Source organism: Achromobacter sp. RTa, assembly GCF_000757485.1.
GTDB lineage: Bacteria > Pseudomonadota > Gammaproteobacteria > Burkholderiales > Burkholderiaceae_B > Achromobacter.
Genome location: NZ_JPYO01000042.1, coordinates 1,020,759 through 1,039,726, shown reverse-complemented (window position 1 = coordinate 1,039,726; position 18,968 = coordinate 1,020,759). Strand labels below are relative to the sequence as shown.

The following is an 18,968-nucleotide window of genomic DNA, read 5'->3' as shown; positions in this document are numbered from 1 at the left end:
CGCCTTGCCTAGATTTCCTGGACGATGAAACCATGAGCAATCCGCAAACCTCCCCGCGCCGCGTCGGCGTCGTCGGCCTGGGCGCCATGGGCGCCGGCATCGCGCAAAGCCTGCGCCGCGCCGGCCACGAGGTGCACGCGTACGACATCAGGCCCGGCGTTGCCGCGGCGTTCGCGGCCGAGGGCGGGGTGGCGTGCGCCGCGCTGGCCGACATGGCGGCCGCCTGCGACATCGTCATCAGTGTCGTCGTCAACGCCGAGCAGACCGAGGCGGTGCTGTACGGCGAGGCGGGCATCGCCGCTTCGCTCCGGCCGGGCGCAGTGTTCGTGATGTGTTCCACCGTGGACCCCAATTGGTCGATCGCGCTGGAAGCGCGGCTGGCGGAGCAGGGCGTTCATTACGTGGATGCTCCTATTTCCGGCGGCGCGGCCAAGGCCGCGGCCGGCCAGATGACCATGATGACCGCGGCCCGTCCGGCCGCCTACGAGGCCTGTGGCGGCGTGCTCGAGTCGATGGCCGGCAAGGTCTACCGCCTGGGCGACCGCGCGGGCGCGGGCAGCAAGGTCAAGATCATCAACCAGCTGCTGGCGGGCGTGCACATCGCGGCCGCGGCGGAAGCGATGGCGCTGGGCCTGCGCGAAGGCGTGGACGCCGATGCGCTGTACGAAGTTATCACGCACAGCGCGGGCAACAGCTGGATGTTCGAGAACCGCATGGCCCATGTCCTGGCGGGCGACTATGCGCCGCTCTCGGCGGTCGATATCTTCGTGAAGGACCTGGGGCTGGTGCTGGATACCGCCCGGCACACCAAGTTCCCCCTGCCGCTGGCCTCCACCGCGCACCAGATGTTCATGCAGGCGTCCACAGCCGGACATGGCCGCGAGGACGACAGCGCCGTGATCAAGATTTTCCCGGGAATTTCCCTGCCGGAGCCGAAATGAGCATCAAACTGGGCTGTATCGCCGACGATTTCACGGGCGCCACCGACCTGGCCAACAATCTGGTGCGCGCCGGCATGCGCGCGGTGCAGACGATCGGCGTTCCGGGGACGCCGCTGCGCGGAGATGCGGATGCCGTAGTCGTGGCGCTGAAGACCCGCACGTTGCCCGCGGACGAGGCCGTGGCGCAGTCGCTGGCGGCGCTGGATTGGCTGCAGGCGCAGGGCGCCGAGCAGATCTATTTCAAGTACTGCTCCACCTTCGACAGCACGCCGCAAGGCAATATCGGCCCGGTGACCGACGCGCTGATGTCCAGGCTAGGCACCCGCTTCACCATCGCCACCCCCGCGTTTCCGGACAACAAGCGCACGGTATTCAAGGGCTATCTGTTCGCGGGCGACGTGCTGCTGAACGAATCCGGCATGCGGCATCATCCGCTGACGCCGATGACCGATCCCAACCTGGTCCGCGTGTTGTCGGCGCAGACCTCGCGCAAGGTGGGCCTGATCGATTACAGCGTCGTCGCGCGCGGCAGCGGCGCGATCCGCGCCAGCATCGCCGAGCTGTCGTCGCAGGGCATCGAGATCGCCATCGTGGATGCGGTGTCCAACGAGGATCTGCTGGCGCTGGGCCCCGCCTTGCACGGCATGCCGCTGGTGACGGCGGGTTCCGGCGTCGCGATCGGCCTGCCGGCGAACTGGGGCCTGTCGCCCGCCGGCAGGGCGAATTCGGCGCTCGTGCCCGGCCTGCAGGCCGTGGTGGCGGGCAGCTGCTCCACGGCCACCAACGGGCAGGTCGCGGCGTTCATCGAAAGCGGCCGGCCGGCCCTGGCGCTGGATCCGCTGCGGCTGGCGGCCGGCGATGATGTGGTGGGCGAGGCCCTGGCCTGGGCCTCGCCGCGCCTGCAGGACGGCCCCGTGCTGATCTACTCCACGGCGCAGCCCGACCAGGTGAAACAGGCGCAGGGCGCGCTGGGCGCCGAGCGCGCGGGAGCGCTGGTCGAAGCCGCCATCGCGCGTATTTCGGTGGGGCTGGTCGAGCGCGGCGTGCGCCAGCTGATCGTGGCGGGCGGCGAGACGTCGGGCGCGGTCGTGCAGGCGCTGGGGCTGGAGCAGATCGCCATCGGCGAACAGATCGACCCGGGCGTGCCCTGGTGCGCCGGCCATGCGCAGGCGGCAGGCGGCGATGTCAGCATCGCGCTGAAGTCTGGAAATTTCGGAACGCGGGACTTCTTCACCAAGGCGTTCAGCCAGGGTTGACCGGCGCGAAAGGCGGCGCCGGGCTGGGCTCTCCGCCCGTTACCGGTGCGCCTGTTTCAGCCGCTTGGCGGCGTTCACCATATGGATGCGGGCGGCCTCGCGCGCCCCGTCCACATCTTTCCTGCGGATGGCTTCGACGATGGCGGCGTGCTCCTGCAGCACGTCGCGCATCAGGCCCGCGTGGCGCGCCTCGTTGCCGCGTGTCACGCGCGTGGCCGCTTCCATGAACTGGCTGACGAAGGCCAGCGTCGTCATGAAATAGGGGTTGCCGGTGGCGCGCGCGATGCTGCGGTGAAAGGCCACGTCTTCCTTCACGCCGTCCCCGCCGTTCTCGACCGCCTGCGAAATGGCGGCGAGCGCCGCGTCGATGTCGGTCATGTCCTGCTTTTTGCGCACCGCGGCAGCCTGGGCCGCGATTTCGGTTTCCAGCGCGCGGCGCAGGTCCACGATGTGCAGGACGGCATCCAGCGAGGACAGCTCGGCCGCGTCGATGCGCAGGGCGCGATTCCCCGTGGAACCGGTGACGTACACGCCGCTGCCTTGCCGCGCCTCTACCACGCCGTCCTGGCGCAGCCGGGAGACGGCCTCGCGGATGACGGTGCGGCTGACGCCGAACTGCTCCGCCAGCGCGGTTTCGGTCGGCAGCTTCGCGCCGGGCAGCACGCGGCCTTCGTCGATTTCGGCGCGCAGCCGTTTGGCAACGGTGTCGGTCAGCGTGGGCGGGGAAGGAAGTCGGGGAAACGCCATGGATGAGTAGAGCGGGAAAGGCCTGGCGGCGCATTGCGGACCGTTGGCACGGGCAGCGTCGATGATAACCGGTACCGCCCGGCCGGCCGGACGGGATCGGCCCCGGCTCAGGCCCGCGCGGGCTAAGGCGACGCGAGCGCCTCCAGCAGGCAATCGATGAAGCACTGCGCGGCCGGCGTGGGCGGCGAGTGGGCGCGGGTGAGGATCGAAACGCGGGCGGCCGGCAGTTCGTGCGCCAGGGGCAGCATGCGCAGGCCGCGCGGCAGGAGGCTGTGGTCGAACAGATTGCGCACGAAAATCCCCAGGGCATCGCTTTCGGCGATGATGGCCAGCGCCACCGCGATCGACTGGCACGGGATCACGTCGCGGGGCGGGGGCAGCTTGTGGGCGGCGAACGCCAGCCGCAGCAGGTTGGCGGGAGCCTGGATATTGCCGGGGAGCAGCCACAGCGCGTCGTGCAGCTGGGCCAGGCTGCGGGCGCGGCGCAGCGGGTGCCCGGCGCGCGCGCCCACCGCCAGGGGCAGCGTGAACAGCGTGGTCCGGGCGAAGCCGTCGTCGATCTCGCCGTCGTACTCCGTCTGCACCAGGAAATCATAGCGGCCCGACTCCAGCTGTTCGTGGCTATAGGGCGGCGCCACCTCGTTGAACGCCACGGCCACGCGCGGCATGCGCGCGCGGAAGGCGGCCAGCGCGGCGGGCAGCGCCGTCAGCGCAGCCGAACTGAACGCCAGATTCAGCGTGCCGCCTTCGCCGTCGCGCATCTGGCCGATTTCTTCCTGCGCCTTGCGGGCTTCCTGCAGGATCAGGACGGCGCGCCTGTACAGGGCTTCGCCGTAGGCGGTCAGCTCCACGCCCCGGGCGCTGCGCCGCACCAGTTCGGCGCCCACGCTCTGCTCCAGTTCGCGCAGGCTGCGCGTGGCGGCGGGCTGGGTGACGAACAGGGCGCGCGCCGCGGCGCGGATGCTGCGGTGCTCTGCGATCAGTACGAATGCGCGTAGTTGGCGCAGGTTCATGGGCTGTGGACCGGATCCAGGAATCGACCGGCATCAGCATATAAGAAAAAGTATTCACTGGAGCAAAAATACTGTCTTTTCCTTATCGTGTGCCGTCCGTATATTCGTGCTCACGGGGCAGGCGCAGCGTCCGGGTTCACGGGTCGGCCGCCACCGGAACGGACATCAAGGGGAAAAAATGTCTATCGCTATCGCAGCCGGGCCGGGCCCGCAGGATCTCCATACGCCTGCGATGCGCCGCCGGGTCATCGCAGGCACCACGATCGGCAACGCGCTGGAGTTTTTCGACTTCACCGTCTTTACGTTCCTGATGCTGGTCATCGGTCCGCTCTTCTTTCCGGCGGCTTCGAGCTATGGGCAGCTGCTGCTGACCACCGCCACCTTCGGCGTCGGTTTCCTGATGCGTCCGGTGGGCGGCATGCTGATCGGATCCTACGCCGACCGTCATGGGAGGCGCGCGGCCATGACGCTCACTCTGTGGCTGATGGGATTGGGCTGCGCGCTCATCGCCGCCGCGCCGACCTACGCGCAGATGGGCGTGACCGGGCCGGCGCTGATGGTGCTGGCGCGCCTGATCCAGGGCTTCGCGGCGGGCGGGGAGGTGGGAGCATCGACCACCCTGCTGGTGGAGCACGCGCCGCGGGAGAAGCGCGGCTTCTATTCCAGCTGGCAGTTCGGCAGCCAGTCGCTGGGCGTGATGCTGGGCGCGCTGACCGTGGCGCTGCTCACGGCGGCGCTGAGCACGGAGCAGATGCAGGCGTGGGGCTGGCGCGTGCCGTTCGTCATCGGCATCCTGACCGTGCCCGTGGGCGCCTACATCCGGCGCAACCTCGAGGAAACGCTCGAGCCGCCGCCGCGCGCCGCAGAGGCGGGAACGCGGGCGGGCGCCGGCCATCAGCCCCTGCGCCGCGTTCTCGCCGAGCACAAGGCGCTGGTGGTCAAAGGCATTCTGCTGGTGATCGGCGGCATGGTTTGCGCGCAGATCATAGGGTTCTACATGCCGGCCTACGCCAACAAGGAGCTGGGCCTGCCCGCTACGTCGACGCTCTCCGCCAGCGTCGTGCTGGGCGCCATCGGCTTCCTGATGGCGCCCTTCGTCGGCATGCTGGCCGACAGGGTGGGGCGCAAGAAAGTGATCTTCTGGTCGCGCGCGGCCATGGTGTGCGTCCTGCTGCCCTGCTTCCAGTGGCTGGTTGCCGCGCCCAGCACGGGCCGGCTGATGACGGTGATCGCCCTGCTGGCAGTGCTGCTGGCCTTGCAGACCGCGCCGGTGATCACGATGCTGCCGGAGCTGTTCCCGAAGGCGGTGCGCACGACCGGCATGTCGGTGGTCTATGGACTGGGCATTTCCGTATTCGGCGGCTTTGCGCAATTCTTCGTGACCTGGCTGCTGCACGTCACTCGGAACCCGATGGCGCCAGCCTGGTACCTGATGGTGACCGTGACGCTTTCCACCGTGGTGCTGTTCTGGATCCGGGACCGCACCGGCCATGAAATCGATACTCGCGAGGCATGACATGCAATCCACGACCCGCTACTTTTCCTCGAGCTACGCGCAGGCGCGCGAGCGCTTTCTGTCGGCCGCGTCGCCGCTGGCCTCGCTGGTCCAGTCCTACGGCATCGAACCCCTGGGCAGCGAAGGCGAACCCCTCGCGACCGACGTGGCCCTGATCGGCGATGCGGACGCCGAACGGCTGCTCATCATGACGTCGGCCACGCACGGCGTCGAAGGCTTCTGCGGCTCCGGCTGCCAGCTGGCGCTGCTGGACGATGCGCCGATGCTGGAGCGGGCGCGGCGCGCGGGCGTGGCCCTGCTGCTGGTGCACGCCGTGAACCCCTATGGGTTTTCGTGGATCGCGCGCACGGACGAAGGCAACGTGGACCTGAACCGCAACGCGCAGCCTTTCGGCGCGCAGGCTCTGCCGGCCAACCCCGGCTATGGCCTGGTCCATGGCCTGCTGCTGCCGCAGGAATGGCCGCCTACCGATGGGAACCGGCAGGACCTCGCCCTTCATATCGAGCAGCACGGCCTGCCCGCCGTGACCCAGGCGGTCTCGCAGGGGCAGTACACGCATGCCGACGGCCTGTTCTATGGCGGCGACCGTCCGGCGGCGTCGCTCGTGAACCTGCGCGGCATCCTGCAAACCCATGCCAGTCCTTATGCGCGCATCGGCTGGATCGACGTGCACACCGGCCTGGGCCCGCGCGGCCATGGCGAGAAGATCTATGCCGGCCGCCGCGACGAGGCCGAAGTGGCGCGGGCGCGTTGCTGGTGGGGCAGCGATATCGCCGTGCCCTACCAGGGCAGTTCCGCGTCGGTGGACATCACTGGCCATCTGGCGGGCCTGATCTACCAGGCCTGCCCCGATTCGGAACCCACCCTGATGGCGCTGGAGTTCGGCACCCAGCCGTGGGAAGAGGTGATACACGCGCTGCGCGGCCGCAACTGGCTGCGCGCCCATCCCGAAGCTGGCGACATGCTGCGCCGCGAAATCCTGAAGGCTACTCTCGACGCGTTCTATTGCGGCCAGGAGGATTGGCAAGGCATGGTGTTGGGCCAGAGCCGCGTGGCGGTGCTGCAGGCCCTGTGCGGGCTCGAGGCGTAATCCGCGTTCAGCGGGGCTTGCACCTTTGCCGTCATGTGCATTCCAGGGCGTATGCGGAATGGAGCTCGTGATGGGTTATCCCTAGCTGCGCCGCGCGGAAACCGGTTTATATGCTTTGGTTAACCGCAGAGGCCGCAGAGTCCTTGCCAAGGAGTTTCAAGCCTGGCCGGCATCAGTTGCGAGGAACGGGTGTCTGACACCCGGGAGGCGCCGAGACAAAACAAAGCGCGTCGCGTACGGGTGTCAGACACTTCAGCGTGGGAGCAGTCTGATACCCGAACATGGAAAGGCGACACTCGTGTGTGGAAAGGTGTTTGACACTCGCATGTGGACAGGCGACACCCGTACGTGGAAAAGTGGCTGACACCCGTACGCGATGCACGCTCAAGCTGAGGCCCCGTTCCCCGGGTGTCTGACACAACAGCCCCCTTGCCTTTACATCCCCATTCTTGCTTCTTATCTGAAATGTTATATCATTCGTTTCTTATTTGTAATGATATAACATTTGAAGAGGGCGGTAATGAACGGCAAGAAGCAGGGGCGGGAGCGGGAAATCGGCGTACGGAGCGGCCGGCGGCCACGCTTCAAGGGTGGCCTCACGCCCCTGGCCTGCGCATTGATGCTCGCTGCGCCGGCAGTCCAGGCCCAGACGGCGCCGGACGCCGGCGCCAGGACATTGGCGCCCATCACGGTATCGGCCAATCCGCTGGGCCTGGACCTGAACAGCACCACCCTGCCGGCCTCGGTGCTGGAGGGAGATGCGCTCATCGAGCAGCGCACCGGCACGCTGGGCGAAACGTTGAAGAACCTGCCCGGCGTCAATAGCGACACCTTCGGAGCCGGCGCCAGCCGTCCGGTCATCCGGGGGCAGACGGCGCCGCGCGTGAAGGTCCTGTCCGATGGTTCCGAAGTGATGGACGCATCCGGGATTTCTCCCGACCATGCGGTGACGGTGGAGCCCCTGCTGGCCGAGCGCATCGAGGTGCTGCGCGGCCCGGCCACCCTGCTGTATGGCGGCGGCGCGATCGGCGGCGTGGTCAACGTGGTCGACAAGAAGGTGCCGACCGCCGTGCCGGAAAAAGGCGTGGAGGCCGAGGCCGAGCTGCGTGGCGCCACGGGCACCAAGGAGCGTTCCGGCGCGGTGGGCATCACGGCAGGGGAAGGGCAGTTCGCCGTGCGCGTGGAAGGCATGAAGCGCCGCACCAGCGACTATGACGTGCCCGACTGGCCCGGCGGCAAGCTGGAAGGCTCGTACAGCGAATCCTCGCAGGGTTCCGTCGGCATGTCGTGGATCACGCCGCGCGGCTATGTCGGCCTGGCCTTCACCCACCTGGAAAGCGAGTACGGCCTGCCGGGGCACAATCACGAGTACGAGGGCTGCCATCCGCACGGCACGCACCTGCATTGCGGCGGGCACGACCACGATCATGGCGAGGAGGAAGAAGGCCATGACCACGACCACGATCACGAACATGGCGGCGTGCCCTACGTGAAACTGCGCAGTAACCGCCTGGACCTGCGGGCCGAATACCAGGATCCGTTCGCGGGCTTCGAGAAGATCCGCCTGCGCGGCGGCCTGACCGACTACCAGCATGACGAGATCGAGGGCGGCGAGGTCGGCACCCGGTTCAAGAACAAGGGCTATGACCTGCGTCTGGAGCTGCAGCACAAGCCCATCGCGGGCTGGCGCGGCGTGATCGGGCTGCAGAATGCCTACAGCGATTTCAGCGCCGACGGCGAGGAAGCCTTCCTGCCGCAAAGCAAGACACGGTCCAACGGCCTGTTCGTGCTGGAGGAATATCAGTTGAACGACTGGCGTTTCGAGCTTGGCGCGCGGCAGGACTGGCAACGCATCTCGCCCTCGGGCGGAGCGCCGCGCAGCAACCTGTCCGGCACCTCGTTCTCCGCCGCCGCGATCTGGGATTTCGCGCCGCAATACTCGGTGGCGCTGTCGCTCTCGCGTTCCCAGCGCCTGCCCAGCGCGCAGGAGCTCTACGCCGACGGCGTGCACCTGGCCACCAACACCTACGAACTGGGCAACCCGGACCTGGGGCGCGAGACCTCGCACAACATCGACCTGACCCTGCGCAAGCATTCCGGCGACACGACGTTCTCGGCCAGCGTGTTCCACAACCGCGTCAAGAACTACATCTACGCCAACACGCTGGACCGCTACGAAGATTTCCGCCTGATCGAATACACCCAGCGCGACGCGGAGTTCACGGGCGTGGAAGGCGAGCTGCGCCATCAGTTCACGCCGGTGTTCTCCGCCGCCGTGTTCGGCGACTACGTGCGCGGCAAGCTGACCGGCGGCGACGGCAACCTGCCGCGCATCCCGGCGGCCCGCGCCGGCGTGAGGGGCAACGTGAAGTGGGGGCAGTGGTCGGGCGGCGTAGAGTACGCGCGCGTGTTCTCGCAGAAGGACATCGCCGCCTACGAGGACAGCACGCCTGGCTACAACATGGTGAACGCGGTGGTGGCCTACCGGGGCCAGTACGGCGCGACGGGCTATGAGGTCTACCTGCGCGGCACCAACCTGCTGAACAAGCTGGCCTACAACCACGCTTCGTTCATTTCCTCCGTTGCGCCGCTGCCCGGTCGCAGCGTGCTGCTAGGCGTGCGGATGACCTACTGAAAGAAGACGCCTGGGCCGCAGCCGCGGCCTCGCGGATTCCTGCGTGGCGGGAAAGGGGGCGCCCTTTCCCGCCATTTTTGCGTTCTAGGGGTAGACCCCGATGCGAGCGCTGTTGACGTCCAACCCTCCCGTTTCTAGAATCAAATTTGTGATCACATATCAAAAATAGCATCAGGCGGACACGGTATGGCCCAACAAGAACACTTCGATATCCGAGACAAGATTGTTTTGATCACCGGTGCGGCAGGCGGCATCGGCGCCGCGCTGAGCCGGGCTTTTGCCCGGGCGGGCGCGACCCTGGTGCTGACCGACCTGGCGGGGGAAAGGCTGGACGCGCTGACGTCCGAGCTGCGCGGATCCGGCGTGAAGACCGGAAGCTACGCGCTGCAAGTGGAAGACCGCGGCGCCTGCGAGGCGGTGGTGGCCTCGGCGGTGGCCGAGTTCGGCGGCGTCGACGTGCTGGTGAACTGCGCGGGCGTCAACACCCGCATGCGGCCGGAACTGTATCCGGAAGATGTCTGGGACCGCATCGTCGATATCAACTTGAAGGGCAGCTTCAACATGTGCCAGGCCGTGCACGCGCCCATGCAGGCGCGCGGCAAAGGCAAGATCATCAATATCGGCTCCATCCTCGCCCTGGCTTCCAACGCGGTGACGGCGGCGTATTCGGCCAGCAAGGGCGGGGTCCTGCAGCTGACGCGCTCGTTGGCCTGCGCCTGGGCGGCCGATGGGATCGCGGTCAACGTGATCCAGCCGGGCTGGATCGATACCGCGCTGTCGCGCCAGGCGCGGGTGGACATTCCCGGGCACGCGGAGCGGGTCGTGGCCACCACGCCCATGGGCCGCTGGGGGGAGCCGGAAGACCTGGTGGGCCCGGCCCTGTTCCTGGCAAGCCCTGCCTCCGACTTCGTGACCGGCGCGAGCCTGGTCGTGGACGGCGGCGTGACCGCGCACATCTGACCGCCGCCAGGGCCAACAAGGGGACAGCATGCAATTCGAGGAACTCGAACAGAAGACGCCGGTGCACACGCTGGCGGTGCAGGAAAGCGATTGGGCGCTGCTGACGCGCGCCGAGGCGCTGCGGCTGACGACGCTGTTCCTGGTGGCGCGCCGCTTCGAGGAGAAGATCCTCCAGCTGGACAAGCTGAATCTGGTGCACGGGCCTGCCCATTCCAGTATTGGGCAGGAGGGCGCGGCGGCAGGCTGCATCGCCGCGCTGCCCGTGGATACGCTGATGAACGGCACGCACCGCGCGCATCATCAATGCATCGCCAAGGCCGTCAACGCCCTGTACGACGAGGACCTGGACCCGTCCGCCGGCGGCCTGACCCTGCGCATGCGGCAGGAGATACAGGGCTTGATGCATGAAATCCTGGGCCTGAAGGACGGCTGGACCGGCGGGCGCGGCGGGTCGATGCATTTGCGTCGCGCCGACCTGGGCATCATGGGCACCAACGCCATCGTCGCGGGCGGCATACCGATAGCCTGCGGGCACGCGTTCGCTGAGAAGCAGCGTGGCTCGGGCAAAGCCATGGTCACGTTCTTCGGCGACGGCGCGGTGCACCAGGGCGCCACGCACGAGGCCATGAACCTGGCGGCCCTGTACGGCCTGCCGATGATCTTCTTCCTGGAAAACAACAAGTACGCCGTCTCCATGAGCGTGGAGCAATCCACCTTCGAGACCGAACTGCTGACACGGCCGCAGGGCCATGGCATCGCCGCGGTCAAGGTGGACGGCATGAACCCGTTCGCGGTCTGGCTGGCCACGCGCTGGGCGCGCGAACACATCGCCCGCGAGGGGCGGCCGGCCTTCATCCTGGCTGAGGTCTACCGCTACTACCACCAGAGTTCGTCGATCCCGGGCAGCGCGTTCGGCTACCGCACGCGCGACGAAGAGAATGCGTGGAAGGCGCGCGACCCCTGGCTGTTCCTGCAGCGCGAGCTGCCGGCGCGCGGCATTCTCGATGCCGGCGAACTGGCCGCCATCGATGCCGCCGTGACCGACGCCGTGGACGCGGCGGCGGCGTCCTGCGTGGAAGGCGCGGGCTCTTCGGCCCGCATCCGGGCCGAACTCTGGCCCGACGCCGCCACCGTGGACGAGCATCTGGCGAGCGACCTGTCCGAGTTCGATGGGGTGCGCTATGCCGAAGCCGAGGATTACGCCGCCGAGGACATGGAACCCATGTCCTATATCGAGGCGATTGCGCGCGCCATGGGGGCGCGCATGGCCGAGGACGAGAACATTTACGTATTCGGCGAGGACGTCGCCAACATGGGCGGAGGCACGGTCGGGGCCACCCGGGGGCTGACCGACCGGTACGCGGGCCGGCTGGTGAACACGCCCATCACGGAAAACGGCTTCTGCGGCCTGGCCACCGGCGCGGCGCTGTCGGGCCTGAAGCCGGTGGTCGAACTGATGTACAGCGACTTCTTCCTGGTTGCGGGCGACCAGCTGCTGAACCAGGCGGGCAAGATCCGCCATCTGTTCAACGGAACGGCCAGCGTGCCGCTGGTGCTGCGCACGCGCATTCCGGGGCCCGAGGGCTACGGTTCACAGCATTCGATGGACCCGGCGGGCGTGTTCGCCCTGTTTCCCGGCTGGCGCATCCTGGCTCCCTCCAATGCCTTCGACTACGTGGGTCTGATGAATTCGGCGTTGCGCTGCAAGGACCCGGTGCTCGTCATCGAGCCGCAGCAACTGCACAAGCGCAAGGTGCCGGTGCCCAGGGACCTGGATTACTACATCCCCATCGGCCGCGCCAAGCGCGTGCGCGAAGGCGGCCAGATCACGCTGCTCACCACCCTGACCATGGTGGACGAATGCTGCCGCCTGGTGGACGAGGCGGGCGTGCGCGCCGACGTGATCGACCTGCGCACGCTGTCGCAGCGCGACATCGATTACGACACCATCGGCCGTTCGGTCATGAAGACGGGCCGGGTCGCCATCGTGGAGCAGACTACCCGGGGCGCGAGCCTGGGCGCGCTGATCGCCGACGAGATCCAGCGCCGCTACTTCGATTACCTGGACCAGCCGGTCAAGCGGGTCACCGGCCGGTGGGCGCCGCCCGTGGTGTCGCAGGCGCTGGAGCGCGCCGCGCTGGCGGGAGAGGACGACGTCCGTTCGCTGATCCAGGACATGCTGGCCGAGAGCGCGCTGTCGGCAGCGCCCAAAGGAGATGCCCATGCCGCGCGCGCTTGAGGGCAAGACCGTCCTGATCACGGGCGCGGCCGGCGGCATAGGCCGCGCGACCGCGGAGGTCTGCGGCGAGCAGGGCGCGTCCCTGGTGCTGGCGGACCGGGAGGCGCCGCGCGGACTCGCAGAGCAGCTGGGCGCCCGCGGCGTGCCGGCCCGCGCCGTCGCATTCGACGTGACCGACCGCGCCGCGGCCGAAGCCGCGGTGGCGGGCATCGATCGCCTGGACGCGCTGGTGGCCAACGCGGGCTATTGCCCATGGGACGACTGGAACGAGGCGGGCTGGGACGAGGTTTTCCACCAGGTCATCGACATCAACCTGCTGGCTCTCATGCACTTGTCGCGCGCCGCGCTGGCGAAGATGAGCGCGCAGGGCGCGGGCCGCATGGTCCTGGTGTCTTCCGTGGCGGCGCGCATGGGCGGTTTGGCGGCCAGTCCGCACTACGTCGCGGCCAAGGGCGGCACGCATGCATTCGTCAAATGGCTGGCCCGAAGGGCGGCCGATTCGGGCGTCACCGTGAACAGCGTCGCGCCGGGCGCGACCGAAACGGGCATGACGCAGGGGCAGGCTTTCGATGCGAATAGAATTCCGCTGCGGCGCATGGCGCAGCCGCGCGAAATCGCCTTGCCCATCGCCTTTCTCTGTTCCGATGGCGCGAGCTACATCTGCGGCGCCACCCTGGATGTGAACGGTGGCGTCTATATGAATTGAGACGATATGGACAACAGCATCCTGGAAGGCCTGCTCGACAAGCAGGAACGCATTACGGTCGCGGACCAGATTTACCAGAAGACCCGCGAGCTCCTGATGAGCGGCGCGGTGCCCCCTGGCGAAAAAGTGACGCTGCGCGGCCTGGCGGCCGTGCTCAACACCAGCCCGATGCCCGTGCGCGAAGCAGTGAACAAGCTGGTCGCCGAAGGCGCGCTGGAAATGCTGCCCAGCAGGGGGCTGCGCGTGCCCAAGCCCGGCCTGACGAAGTTCCGCGAGATCGTGCGCATCCGCTGTTGCATGGAGGGCTTCGCGGCCGCGGAGGCCGCCAAGATCATGACGGACGAAACCGTGGCGCGCATACGGCACCATGCCGACGAATTCGACCGGCTGGGGCACAAGGCGAAGATCGACAGCCTGAAGACCATCGAGGCCAACCGCAACCTGCACTTCACGCTGTACGAAGCGGCGGGCATGCCGTTGCTGGTGGGCATGATCGAGAACATCTGGCTGCAGATCGCGCCTTTGTTCTCGCTCAGCATGGGCAGCAAGGACCGGAACTCGGAAAGCTGGGAGTCGTTCCGCCACCACGCGGCGCTGCTGGACGCCCTGGAGCGCCGCGACGCAGAGGGCGCGCGCGCGGCGATCGTGGCGGATATCTCGGATGCCGCCCTGTACATCGAGAAGACAGGCAATTTGGCCAACACATAAAGCGAGTCAGACATGGATATCGAGGTCGTGATGCCCGCCATCGGCGCGGGCACGACGCAAGGCAAGATTCTGCAGTGGTTGAAGCAGTCGGGCGACGCGGTCAAGGTCGGAGATATCCTGGCCGAGATCGAGACCGACAAGGCCGTCATTGAACTCGAAGCCCTGGACAACGGCGTCCTCGATCGCATCCATGTGCCGGCAGGAGACACCGAGGTGCCGGTGGGCGACGTCATCGCGACCCTGCTGCCCGAGGCGGGCGCCGCGCCGCAGCCGGCCAGTCCGCCGCCCGCGCCGGCGGCCGCTCCCGCGGCTGCCCTGGCTGCGCCAGCCATATCGGCAGTTGCTGCGGCAGCCAGCGCGCAGCCCGAAACGGCAGGCGGGCTGGCCTCGCAACGCCTCTTCGCCAGTCCATCCGCCCGGCGGCTGGCGCGCACGCTGGGGGTGGACCTGCACGCGCTTGCCGGCAGCGGGCCGAACGGCCGCATCGTCAGGGTGGACATCGAGAATGCGGCCGCGTCCTTGCCGGCCGCAGCGCCCGTTACGCCTGGGGCGCCCGTCCGGGCTCCGTCCGGCGCCGCGCTTGAGCCGCACACGCCGATGCGCGCCACGATCGCGCGCCGGCTCGTCCAGTCCAAGCAGCAGGTGCCGCATTTCTACCTGACGGTGGATTGCCGCATGGACGCGATGATGGCCGCCCGCGCTGCGCTGAACGCGCGTGAGGAGGCCGCGTCCGAACCGGTGCGCCTTTCGCTGAACGATCTGCTTGCCATGGCGGTGGCGCGCGCGGTCAGGCAGACTCCCGCCATCAATGCGCAATGGACGGACGAGGGCATCGCGCAGCTCGGCCAGGTGGACCTCAGCATCGCGGTGGCGCTTGAGTCCGGCCTGATCACGCCCATCGTGCGCGATGCCGACAGGAAATCCCTGCGCGAGATCTCCACGGAGATCTCGCAATTGGCCGAGCAGGCCCGCCGCGGACGGCTGCGGCCCGAACAATACGAAGGCGGAAGCCTGACGCTGTCGAACCTGGGCATGCATGGCGTGCGTGAATTCGCCGCCATCATCAACCCGCCGCAGAGCGCCATCCTGGCCGCGGGCGCGGTGACCCGGCAGCCCGTGGTGGACGGAGACGAGATCCGTATCGGCCACGTCATGAGCCTGACCCTGTCGGCCGACCACCGCGTGGTGGACGGCGCGGTGGGCGCGCAGTTCCTGAAAGCGGTGAAGCGGCTGCTCGAGAATCCGATCGAACTGATTCTCTAGCGTCCTGGGCAGGGCCCAGGCAGCGTCCACGGCATCAGGGCAAGGTGGACCGCGAACGGCGTACAGACCGATGGCGGCAAGACGAAGCACCATTACACAAAGTCTGGAGACAAGGAAATGAAAATGCAGAAGCAGCTATCCCGCATCGCCTGCGCAGCCGCGTTCGTGGCGATGGCCCAGGGAGCGTGGGCGCAGGCCGACATCAAGATCGGCTACAACAGCGACATGTCCGCCAGCGGTTCGGCCGACTTCGGCGTGTCGGCGCTGTCGGGGGCCAGGCAGGCCGCCGAGGAGATCAACGCGGCCGGCGGCGTGCTGGGGCGCAAGCTGGTCATCGTGCCGCGCGATGACGTGGGTTCGCCGCCCAAGTCCATCCAGAACACCAACGAACTGGTGGACAACGAGAAGGTCGTCGCGATGCTGGGCGGAGTGAACTCCGGCAACATGCTGGCCTGGCTGCACATCGTGCAGCAGAAGAAGGTGCCGACGATCTCGCCTTCCGCCACGGCCACCGACATCACCAACCGCTACAGCAAGGAGCCGGCGAACTACATCTTCCGCGTGTCCATGCGCGACCTGGACCAGATCACGCTGCTTGCCGCCTATGCGGCCAAGGCGACCAAGAACAAGAAGGTCGCCATCATCGCGGACACCACCGGCTATGGCCAGCAGGGCGCCAAGGACGCCGCCCACGTGCTCGGGCTGTACGGCATCACGCCCGTGGCCAACGAGAAGTTCGGCCCCAAAGACACCGACATGTCGTCGCAGCTGAACAAGATCAAGGCCGCCGGGGCGGACACGGTCATCGTCTATGCGCTGGCGGACGCCAACGGCCACCTGATGCGCAGCCAGGAGAAAATCAACTATTTCCCGGTCACGCTGGGATCCTGGGCTAACCTCAGCCCCCCGTTCCTGCGCATCGCCGGGCCGGAATTGGCGAAGAAGATGATCTTCACCGCGTCGATCACGGAAGATTCCACTCCGCAGTCCCGCGCGCTCTATGACGCCATCATGAAGAAGGAGGGCAAGCTGCCCACCTACGTGTTCGCGGCGCACGCCTACGACTCGGTCAAGATCCTGGCGGCGGCAATGACGCAGGCCCAGTCCACGGACGGCGAAAAGGTGCAGCAGGCGCTGGACAAGCTGGGCAAGGTCGACGGCGTGATCAAGTCGTACGCGCCCGCCTTCTCCAAGGAGAACCATGAGGCCTTATCGTACCGGGACTTCCGCCTGGTGCGCTGGATCGACGGCAAGGTGGTGACGGTGGACGACGAAGTCAGCCGCAGCATCAAGCCGGACGAATTGAAGCAGTAGGCGCGCCAGTAAGCGCCGGCCCGGAGTTCAGGGCTGGCGCTTGCTCAGGTGGTTGACGAACAGCTTGGCCGCCGTTGGCAGGGCATCGAAGGCGCGCACGCAGATCTGGATCTGGCGCCGGGCCCAGGGCTCCGACAGCGGGATGATACGGATGTCGAACATGACGGAGTAGCGCCGGGCGATGTCCAGCGGCAGCACGCCGATTCCCAATCCGGAATTCACCATGAAGCACAGCGCGTCGAAGCCGGTGACCTGCACCTTGAGCTGGATATTGCGCTTTTCGTCGCTGGCGGCGTTGGACAGGATGCGGTTGATGGCGCTGCCGCGGTGCAGCCCCACGAAATCGTGCTCCAGCGCATCGGCGAAACGGAAGCCCGGTTTGTCCTGCAGCGGATGATCGGCAGGGACCACGAGGGCCAGCGTGTCTTCGCGGTAGGGGTAGATCTCCACGTCATGGTCGGGAGCGGTGCCCGAGAAGATACCCACGTCCGCGGCGTTCTCCGCCACCGATTTGATGATGGTCGAGGTGATTTTCTCTTCAAGGTCCACCTGGACGTTCGGGTAGTCGTTCAGGAAGAGCTTGATGTCCTGGGGCAGGAACTGGGTGATGGCCGAGATGTTGGCATGCACGCGGATGAATCCGCGCAGGCCGCGAGAATAGTCCCGCATATGCACCGAGATTTCGTCGAGCTCGTGCAGGGCGCGCCGCGCCATGGTGGAAAGCGCGATGCCGGCGGGCGTGGGGCGGATGCCCTTGTTGGTGCGGATCAGCAGCCGGATCTTGAGGTTTTCCTCCAGTTCGCTGATGCGCTTGCTGATGGCGGCCGCGGCGATGTGCTCGTGTTCGGCCGCCGCGGCGATGGTGCCTTGCTCGACCACGCTGATGAAGAGCTTGAGGGAGGTGGGATCGAGACGCATGACGGGGCGGGCGGAAAAAGCGGACGGGATTGCCCATTGTAGCCAGGCGCGGCCTTGCCATCGCGAACGGCGATGGCGGCATCGCTAATGACTGCTGTTGCACAGGCCGCCGCCAGGGCTATCCTCCCCCAAAAATTCCGCCCCGCCCAGCGCGGACGGCGCGGAGCATGACGGATGGAGCGCGAGACAAATGAATCTGCAGAATAGCCAGCTGCTGCGGCAGCAGGCGTACATTGGCGGCACTTGGTGCGACGCCGACGACCAGGCCACCATCACGGTGCGCAATCCCTACGACGCAAGCGTGCTGGGCACGGTGCCCAATCTGGGCAGGGCCGAAACGGCGCGCGCCATCGCGGCAGCCGATGACGCCTTGCCGGCCTGGCGGGCCAGGACGGGCAAGGAGCGCGGCGCCATTCTGCGCAAGTGGCATGCCCTGATCGAAGCCCACGCCGACGACCTGGCGCTGCTGCTGACGATGGAGCAGGGCAAGCCGCTGGCGGAAGCCCGCGGCGAACTGAACTACGCCCTGTCGTTCGTGGAATGGTTCGCGGAAGAGGCCAAGCGCGTCTATGGCGACGTGCTGCCCCATACCCGCGGGGACCAGCGCATGCTGGCCATCCGTCAGCCCGTGGGCGTGTGCGCGGCCATCATCGCCTGGAACTTCCCGTCGGCCCTCGTCACCCGCAAGGTCAGCCCGGCGCTGGCCGCCGGCTGCACGGTCGTGCTCAAGCCGTCCGAACTGACGCCCTTCACCGCGCTGGCGCTGGCCTGGCTGGGCGAACAGGCCGGCATCCCGCCCGGCGTGCTCAACGTGGTCATCGGGGACCCTGCGCCCATCGGCACGGAGCTCACCCAGAACCCGGCGGTGCGCAAACTGACCTTCACTGGCTCCACGCAGACGGGCCGCCTGCTGATGGAGCAAAGCGCCTCCAACATCAAGAAGCTGTCGCTGGAACTGGGCGGCAACGCGCCCTTCATCGTTTTCGAGGACGCCGACCTGGACGAAGCCGTGCAGGGGCTGGTGCTGTCCAAGTTCCGCAACGCCGGCCAGACCTGCGTCTGCGCCAACCGCGTCTACGTCCACGCCAGCGTGGCCGGCGCGTTCAACGACAAGCTGCTGGCCGAGATCCGCCGCATGAAGGTGGGCGGCGGCCTGGAAGAGGGCGTCACGCAGGGGCCGCTGATCGACCAGCGCGCCGTGGACAAGGTGACGCGCCTGGTCGCCGACGCCGAAGCGCACGGCGCCACGCTGCTTGCGGGCGGCAAGCTGCGCGCGCCTGGCACGCTGCTGTACGAACCCACCCTGCTCACCGGCATCACCGACGCCATGGAACTGGCGCACGAAGAGATCTTCGGCCCGGTCGTGGGCATCAGCACGTTCGAGTCCGAAGCCGCCGTGCTGGCGCGCGCCAACGACAGCGCCTCGGGCCTGGCCGCCTACTTCTACACCGCCAACCTGGAACGGGTGTGGCGCATGATGGAAGGGCTGGAGTACGGCATCGTGGGCGTGAACACCGGAGCGGTATCCAACGAGGTCGGACCGTTCGGCGGCATCAAGGAGTCGGGCGTGGGCCGCGAAGGGTCCAAGTACGGCATCGAAGAATTCATGGAAATCAAGTACGTCTGCCTAGCCGGCAAGTCGTTCAACGCGCTCTCCTGACG

15 protein-coding genes are annotated in these 18,968 nt (G+C 67.5%); 12 read left to right on the top strand and 3 right to left on the bottom strand.

Going from position 1 to position 18,968, the window contains the following annotated elements:
- Positions 1–32: 32 nt before the first annotated feature.
- Together ltnD and otnK are read left to right on the top strand one after the other, a co-directional pair.
- Positions 33–941: an L-threonate dehydrogenase gene (ltnD, locus tag JL37_RS22250; RefSeq protein ID WP_043546796.1), complete on the top strand. Its 909-nt coding sequence runs from the start codon at positions 33–35 to the stop codon at positions 939–941.
- On the top strand, positions 938–2,197 hold the full coding sequence (otnK, locus tag JL37_RS22245; RefSeq protein WP_043546794.1) for a 3-oxo-tetronate kinase: 1,260 nt from the start codon (positions 938–940) through the stop codon (positions 2,195–2,197). The genes ltnD and otnK overlap by 4 nt, the downstream gene beginning before the upstream one ends.
- Before the next feature lie 39 nt (positions 2,198–2,236).
- On the opposite strand, the gene JL37_RS22240 is transcribed toward otnK, so the two are convergent.
- Together JL37_RS22240 and JL37_RS22235 are read right to left on the bottom strand one after the other, a co-directional pair.
- Complete coding sequence (locus JL37_RS22240) at positions 2,237–2,944, bottom strand: FadR/GntR family transcriptional regulator (RefSeq protein WP_043546793.1); 708 nt, start codon at positions 2,942–2,944, stop codon at positions 2,237–2,239.
- Between the two features lie 122 nt (positions 2,945–3,066).
- Positions 3,067–3,957, bottom strand: a complete 891-nt coding sequence (locus JL37_RS22235; RefSeq protein ID WP_043546790.1) for a LysR substrate-binding domain-containing protein — start codon at positions 3,955–3,957, stop codon at positions 3,067–3,069.
- Between the two features lie 178 nt (positions 3,958–4,135).
- Between JL37_RS22235 and JL37_RS22230 the strand changes: the two genes are divergently transcribed.
- The 9 genes from JL37_RS22230 to JL37_RS22190 all read left to right on the top strand — a co-directional run bounded on the left by JL37_RS22230 (position 4,136) and on the right by JL37_RS22190 (position 16,388).
- Positions 4,136–5,473 carry an MFS transporter gene (locus JL37_RS22230; RefSeq protein WP_043546789.1) on the top strand — a complete coding sequence of 446 codons (1,338 nt, stop codon included), beginning with the start codon at positions 4,136–4,138 and terminating at the stop codon, positions 5,471–5,473.
- A 1-nt stretch (position 5,474) separates the two neighbouring features.
- A complete protein-coding gene (locus JL37_RS22225) occupies positions 5,475–6,563 on the top strand; it encodes a M14 family metallopeptidase (protein WP_043546788.1) in 1,089 nt (362 codons plus the stop codon).
- Between the two features lie 619 nt (positions 6,564–7,182).
- Complete coding sequence (locus JL37_RS22220) at positions 7,183–9,198, top strand: TonB-dependent receptor domain-containing protein (protein WP_231570414.1); 2,016 nt, start codon at positions 7,183–7,185, stop codon at positions 9,196–9,198.
- Between the two features lie 186 nt (positions 9,199–9,384).
- Positions 9,385–10,158, top strand: coding sequence for an SDR family NAD(P)-dependent oxidoreductase (locus JL37_RS22215; RefSeq protein ID WP_043546786.1), 774 nt, complete (start codon positions 9,385–9,387; stop codon positions 10,156–10,158).
- A gap of 28 nt (positions 10,159–10,186) precedes the next feature.
- Positions 10,187–12,397: a thiamine pyrophosphate-dependent enzyme gene (locus JL37_RS22210; protein ID WP_043546785.1), complete on the top strand. Its 2,211-nt coding sequence runs from the start codon at positions 10,187–10,189 to the stop codon at positions 12,395–12,397.
- Complete coding sequence (locus tag JL37_RS22205; protein WP_043546783.1) at positions 12,381–13,103, top strand: SDR family NAD(P)-dependent oxidoreductase; 723 nt, start codon at positions 12,381–12,383, stop codon at positions 13,101–13,103. The genes JL37_RS22210 and JL37_RS22205 overlap by 17 nt, the downstream gene beginning before the upstream one ends.
- A gap of 6 nt (positions 13,104–13,109) precedes the next feature.
- Positions 13,110–13,811, top strand: coding sequence for a GntR family transcriptional regulator (locus tag JL37_RS22200; protein ID WP_052097519.1), 702 nt, complete (start codon positions 13,110–13,112; stop codon positions 13,809–13,811).
- Between the two features lie 12 nt (positions 13,812–13,823).
- Entirely contained in the window at positions 13,824–15,074 is a 1,251-nt protein-coding gene (locus JL37_RS22195) for a dihydrolipoamide acetyltransferase family protein (RefSeq protein ID WP_043546780.1), read from the top strand.
- A gap of 117 nt (positions 15,075–15,191) precedes the next feature.
- The gene (locus JL37_RS22190; protein WP_043546778.1) at positions 15,192–16,388 is read left to right on the top strand and encodes an ABC transporter substrate-binding protein; all 1,197 of its coding nucleotides are present in this window, start codon (positions 15,192–15,194) and stop codon (positions 16,386–16,388) included.
- Positions 16,389–16,415: 27 nt separating this feature from the next.
- Here JL37_RS22190 and JL37_RS22185 read toward each other — a convergent pair whose 3' ends face one another.
- Entirely contained in the window at positions 16,416–17,306 is an 891-nt protein-coding gene (locus JL37_RS22185; RefSeq protein ID WP_043546776.1) for a LysR substrate-binding domain-containing protein, read from the bottom strand.
- Positions 17,307–17,496: 190 nt separating this feature from the next.
- Between JL37_RS22185 and JL37_RS22180 the strand changes: the two genes are divergently transcribed.
- Positions 17,497–18,966 (top strand): NAD-dependent succinate-semialdehyde dehydrogenase, encoded by a 1,470-nt coding sequence (locus JL37_RS22180; RefSeq protein ID WP_043546774.1) that lies wholly within the window; start codon positions 17,497–17,499, stop codon positions 18,964–18,966.
- Positions 18,967–18,968 lie beyond the last annotated feature (2 nt).

What these genes read in the sequence shown, in the direction of transcription:
- ltnD (WP_043546796.1), top strand. Translation starts at nt 33, where the DNA reads ATGAGCAATCCGCAAACCTCCCCGCGCCGCGTCGGCGTCGTCGGCCTG.
- otnK (WP_043546794.1), top strand. Translation starts at nt 938, where the DNA reads ATGAGCATCAAACTGGGCTGTATCGCCGACGATTTCACGGGCGCCACC.
- JL37_RS22240 (WP_043546793.1), bottom strand. Translation starts at nt 2,944, where the DNA reads ATGGCGTTTCCCCGACTTCCTTCCCCGCCCACGCTGACCGACACCGTT.
- JL37_RS22235 (WP_043546790.1), bottom strand. Translation starts at nt 3,957, where the DNA reads ATGAACCTGCGCCAACTACGCGCATTCGTACTGATCGCAGAGCACCGC.
- JL37_RS22230 (WP_043546789.1), top strand. Translation starts at nt 4,136, where the DNA reads ATGTCTATCGCTATCGCAGCCGGGCCGGGCCCGCAGGATCTCCATACG.
- JL37_RS22225 (WP_043546788.1), top strand. Translation starts at nt 5,475, where the DNA reads ATGCAATCCACGACCCGCTACTTTTCCTCGAGCTACGCGCAGGCGCGC.
- JL37_RS22220 (WP_231570414.1), top strand. Translation starts at nt 7,183, where the DNA reads ATGCTCGCTGCGCCGGCAGTCCAGGCCCAGACGGCGCCGGACGCCGGC.
- JL37_RS22215 (WP_043546786.1), top strand. Translation starts at nt 9,385, where the DNA reads ATGGCCCAACAAGAACACTTCGATATCCGAGACAAGATTGTTTTGATC.
- JL37_RS22210 (WP_043546785.1), top strand. Translation starts at nt 10,187, where the DNA reads ATGCAATTCGAGGAACTCGAACAGAAGACGCCGGTGCACACGCTGGCG.
- JL37_RS22205 (WP_043546783.1), top strand. Translation starts at nt 12,381, where the DNA reads ATGCCGCGCGCGCTTGAGGGCAAGACCGTCCTGATCACGGGCGCGGCC.
- JL37_RS22200 (WP_052097519.1), top strand. Translation starts at nt 13,110, where the DNA reads ATGGACAACAGCATCCTGGAAGGCCTGCTCGACAAGCAGGAACGCATT.
- JL37_RS22195 (WP_043546780.1), top strand. Translation starts at nt 13,824, where the DNA reads ATGGATATCGAGGTCGTGATGCCCGCCATCGGCGCGGGCACGACGCAA.
- JL37_RS22190 (WP_043546778.1), top strand. Translation starts at nt 15,192, where the DNA reads ATGAAAATGCAGAAGCAGCTATCCCGCATCGCCTGCGCAGCCGCGTTC.
- JL37_RS22185 (WP_043546776.1), bottom strand. Translation starts at nt 17,306, where the DNA reads ATGCGTCTCGATCCCACCTCCCTCAAGCTCTTCATCAGCGTGGTCGAG.
- JL37_RS22180 (WP_043546774.1), top strand. Translation starts at nt 17,497, where the DNA reads ATGAATCTGCAGAATAGCCAGCTGCTGCGGCAGCAGGCGTACATTGGC.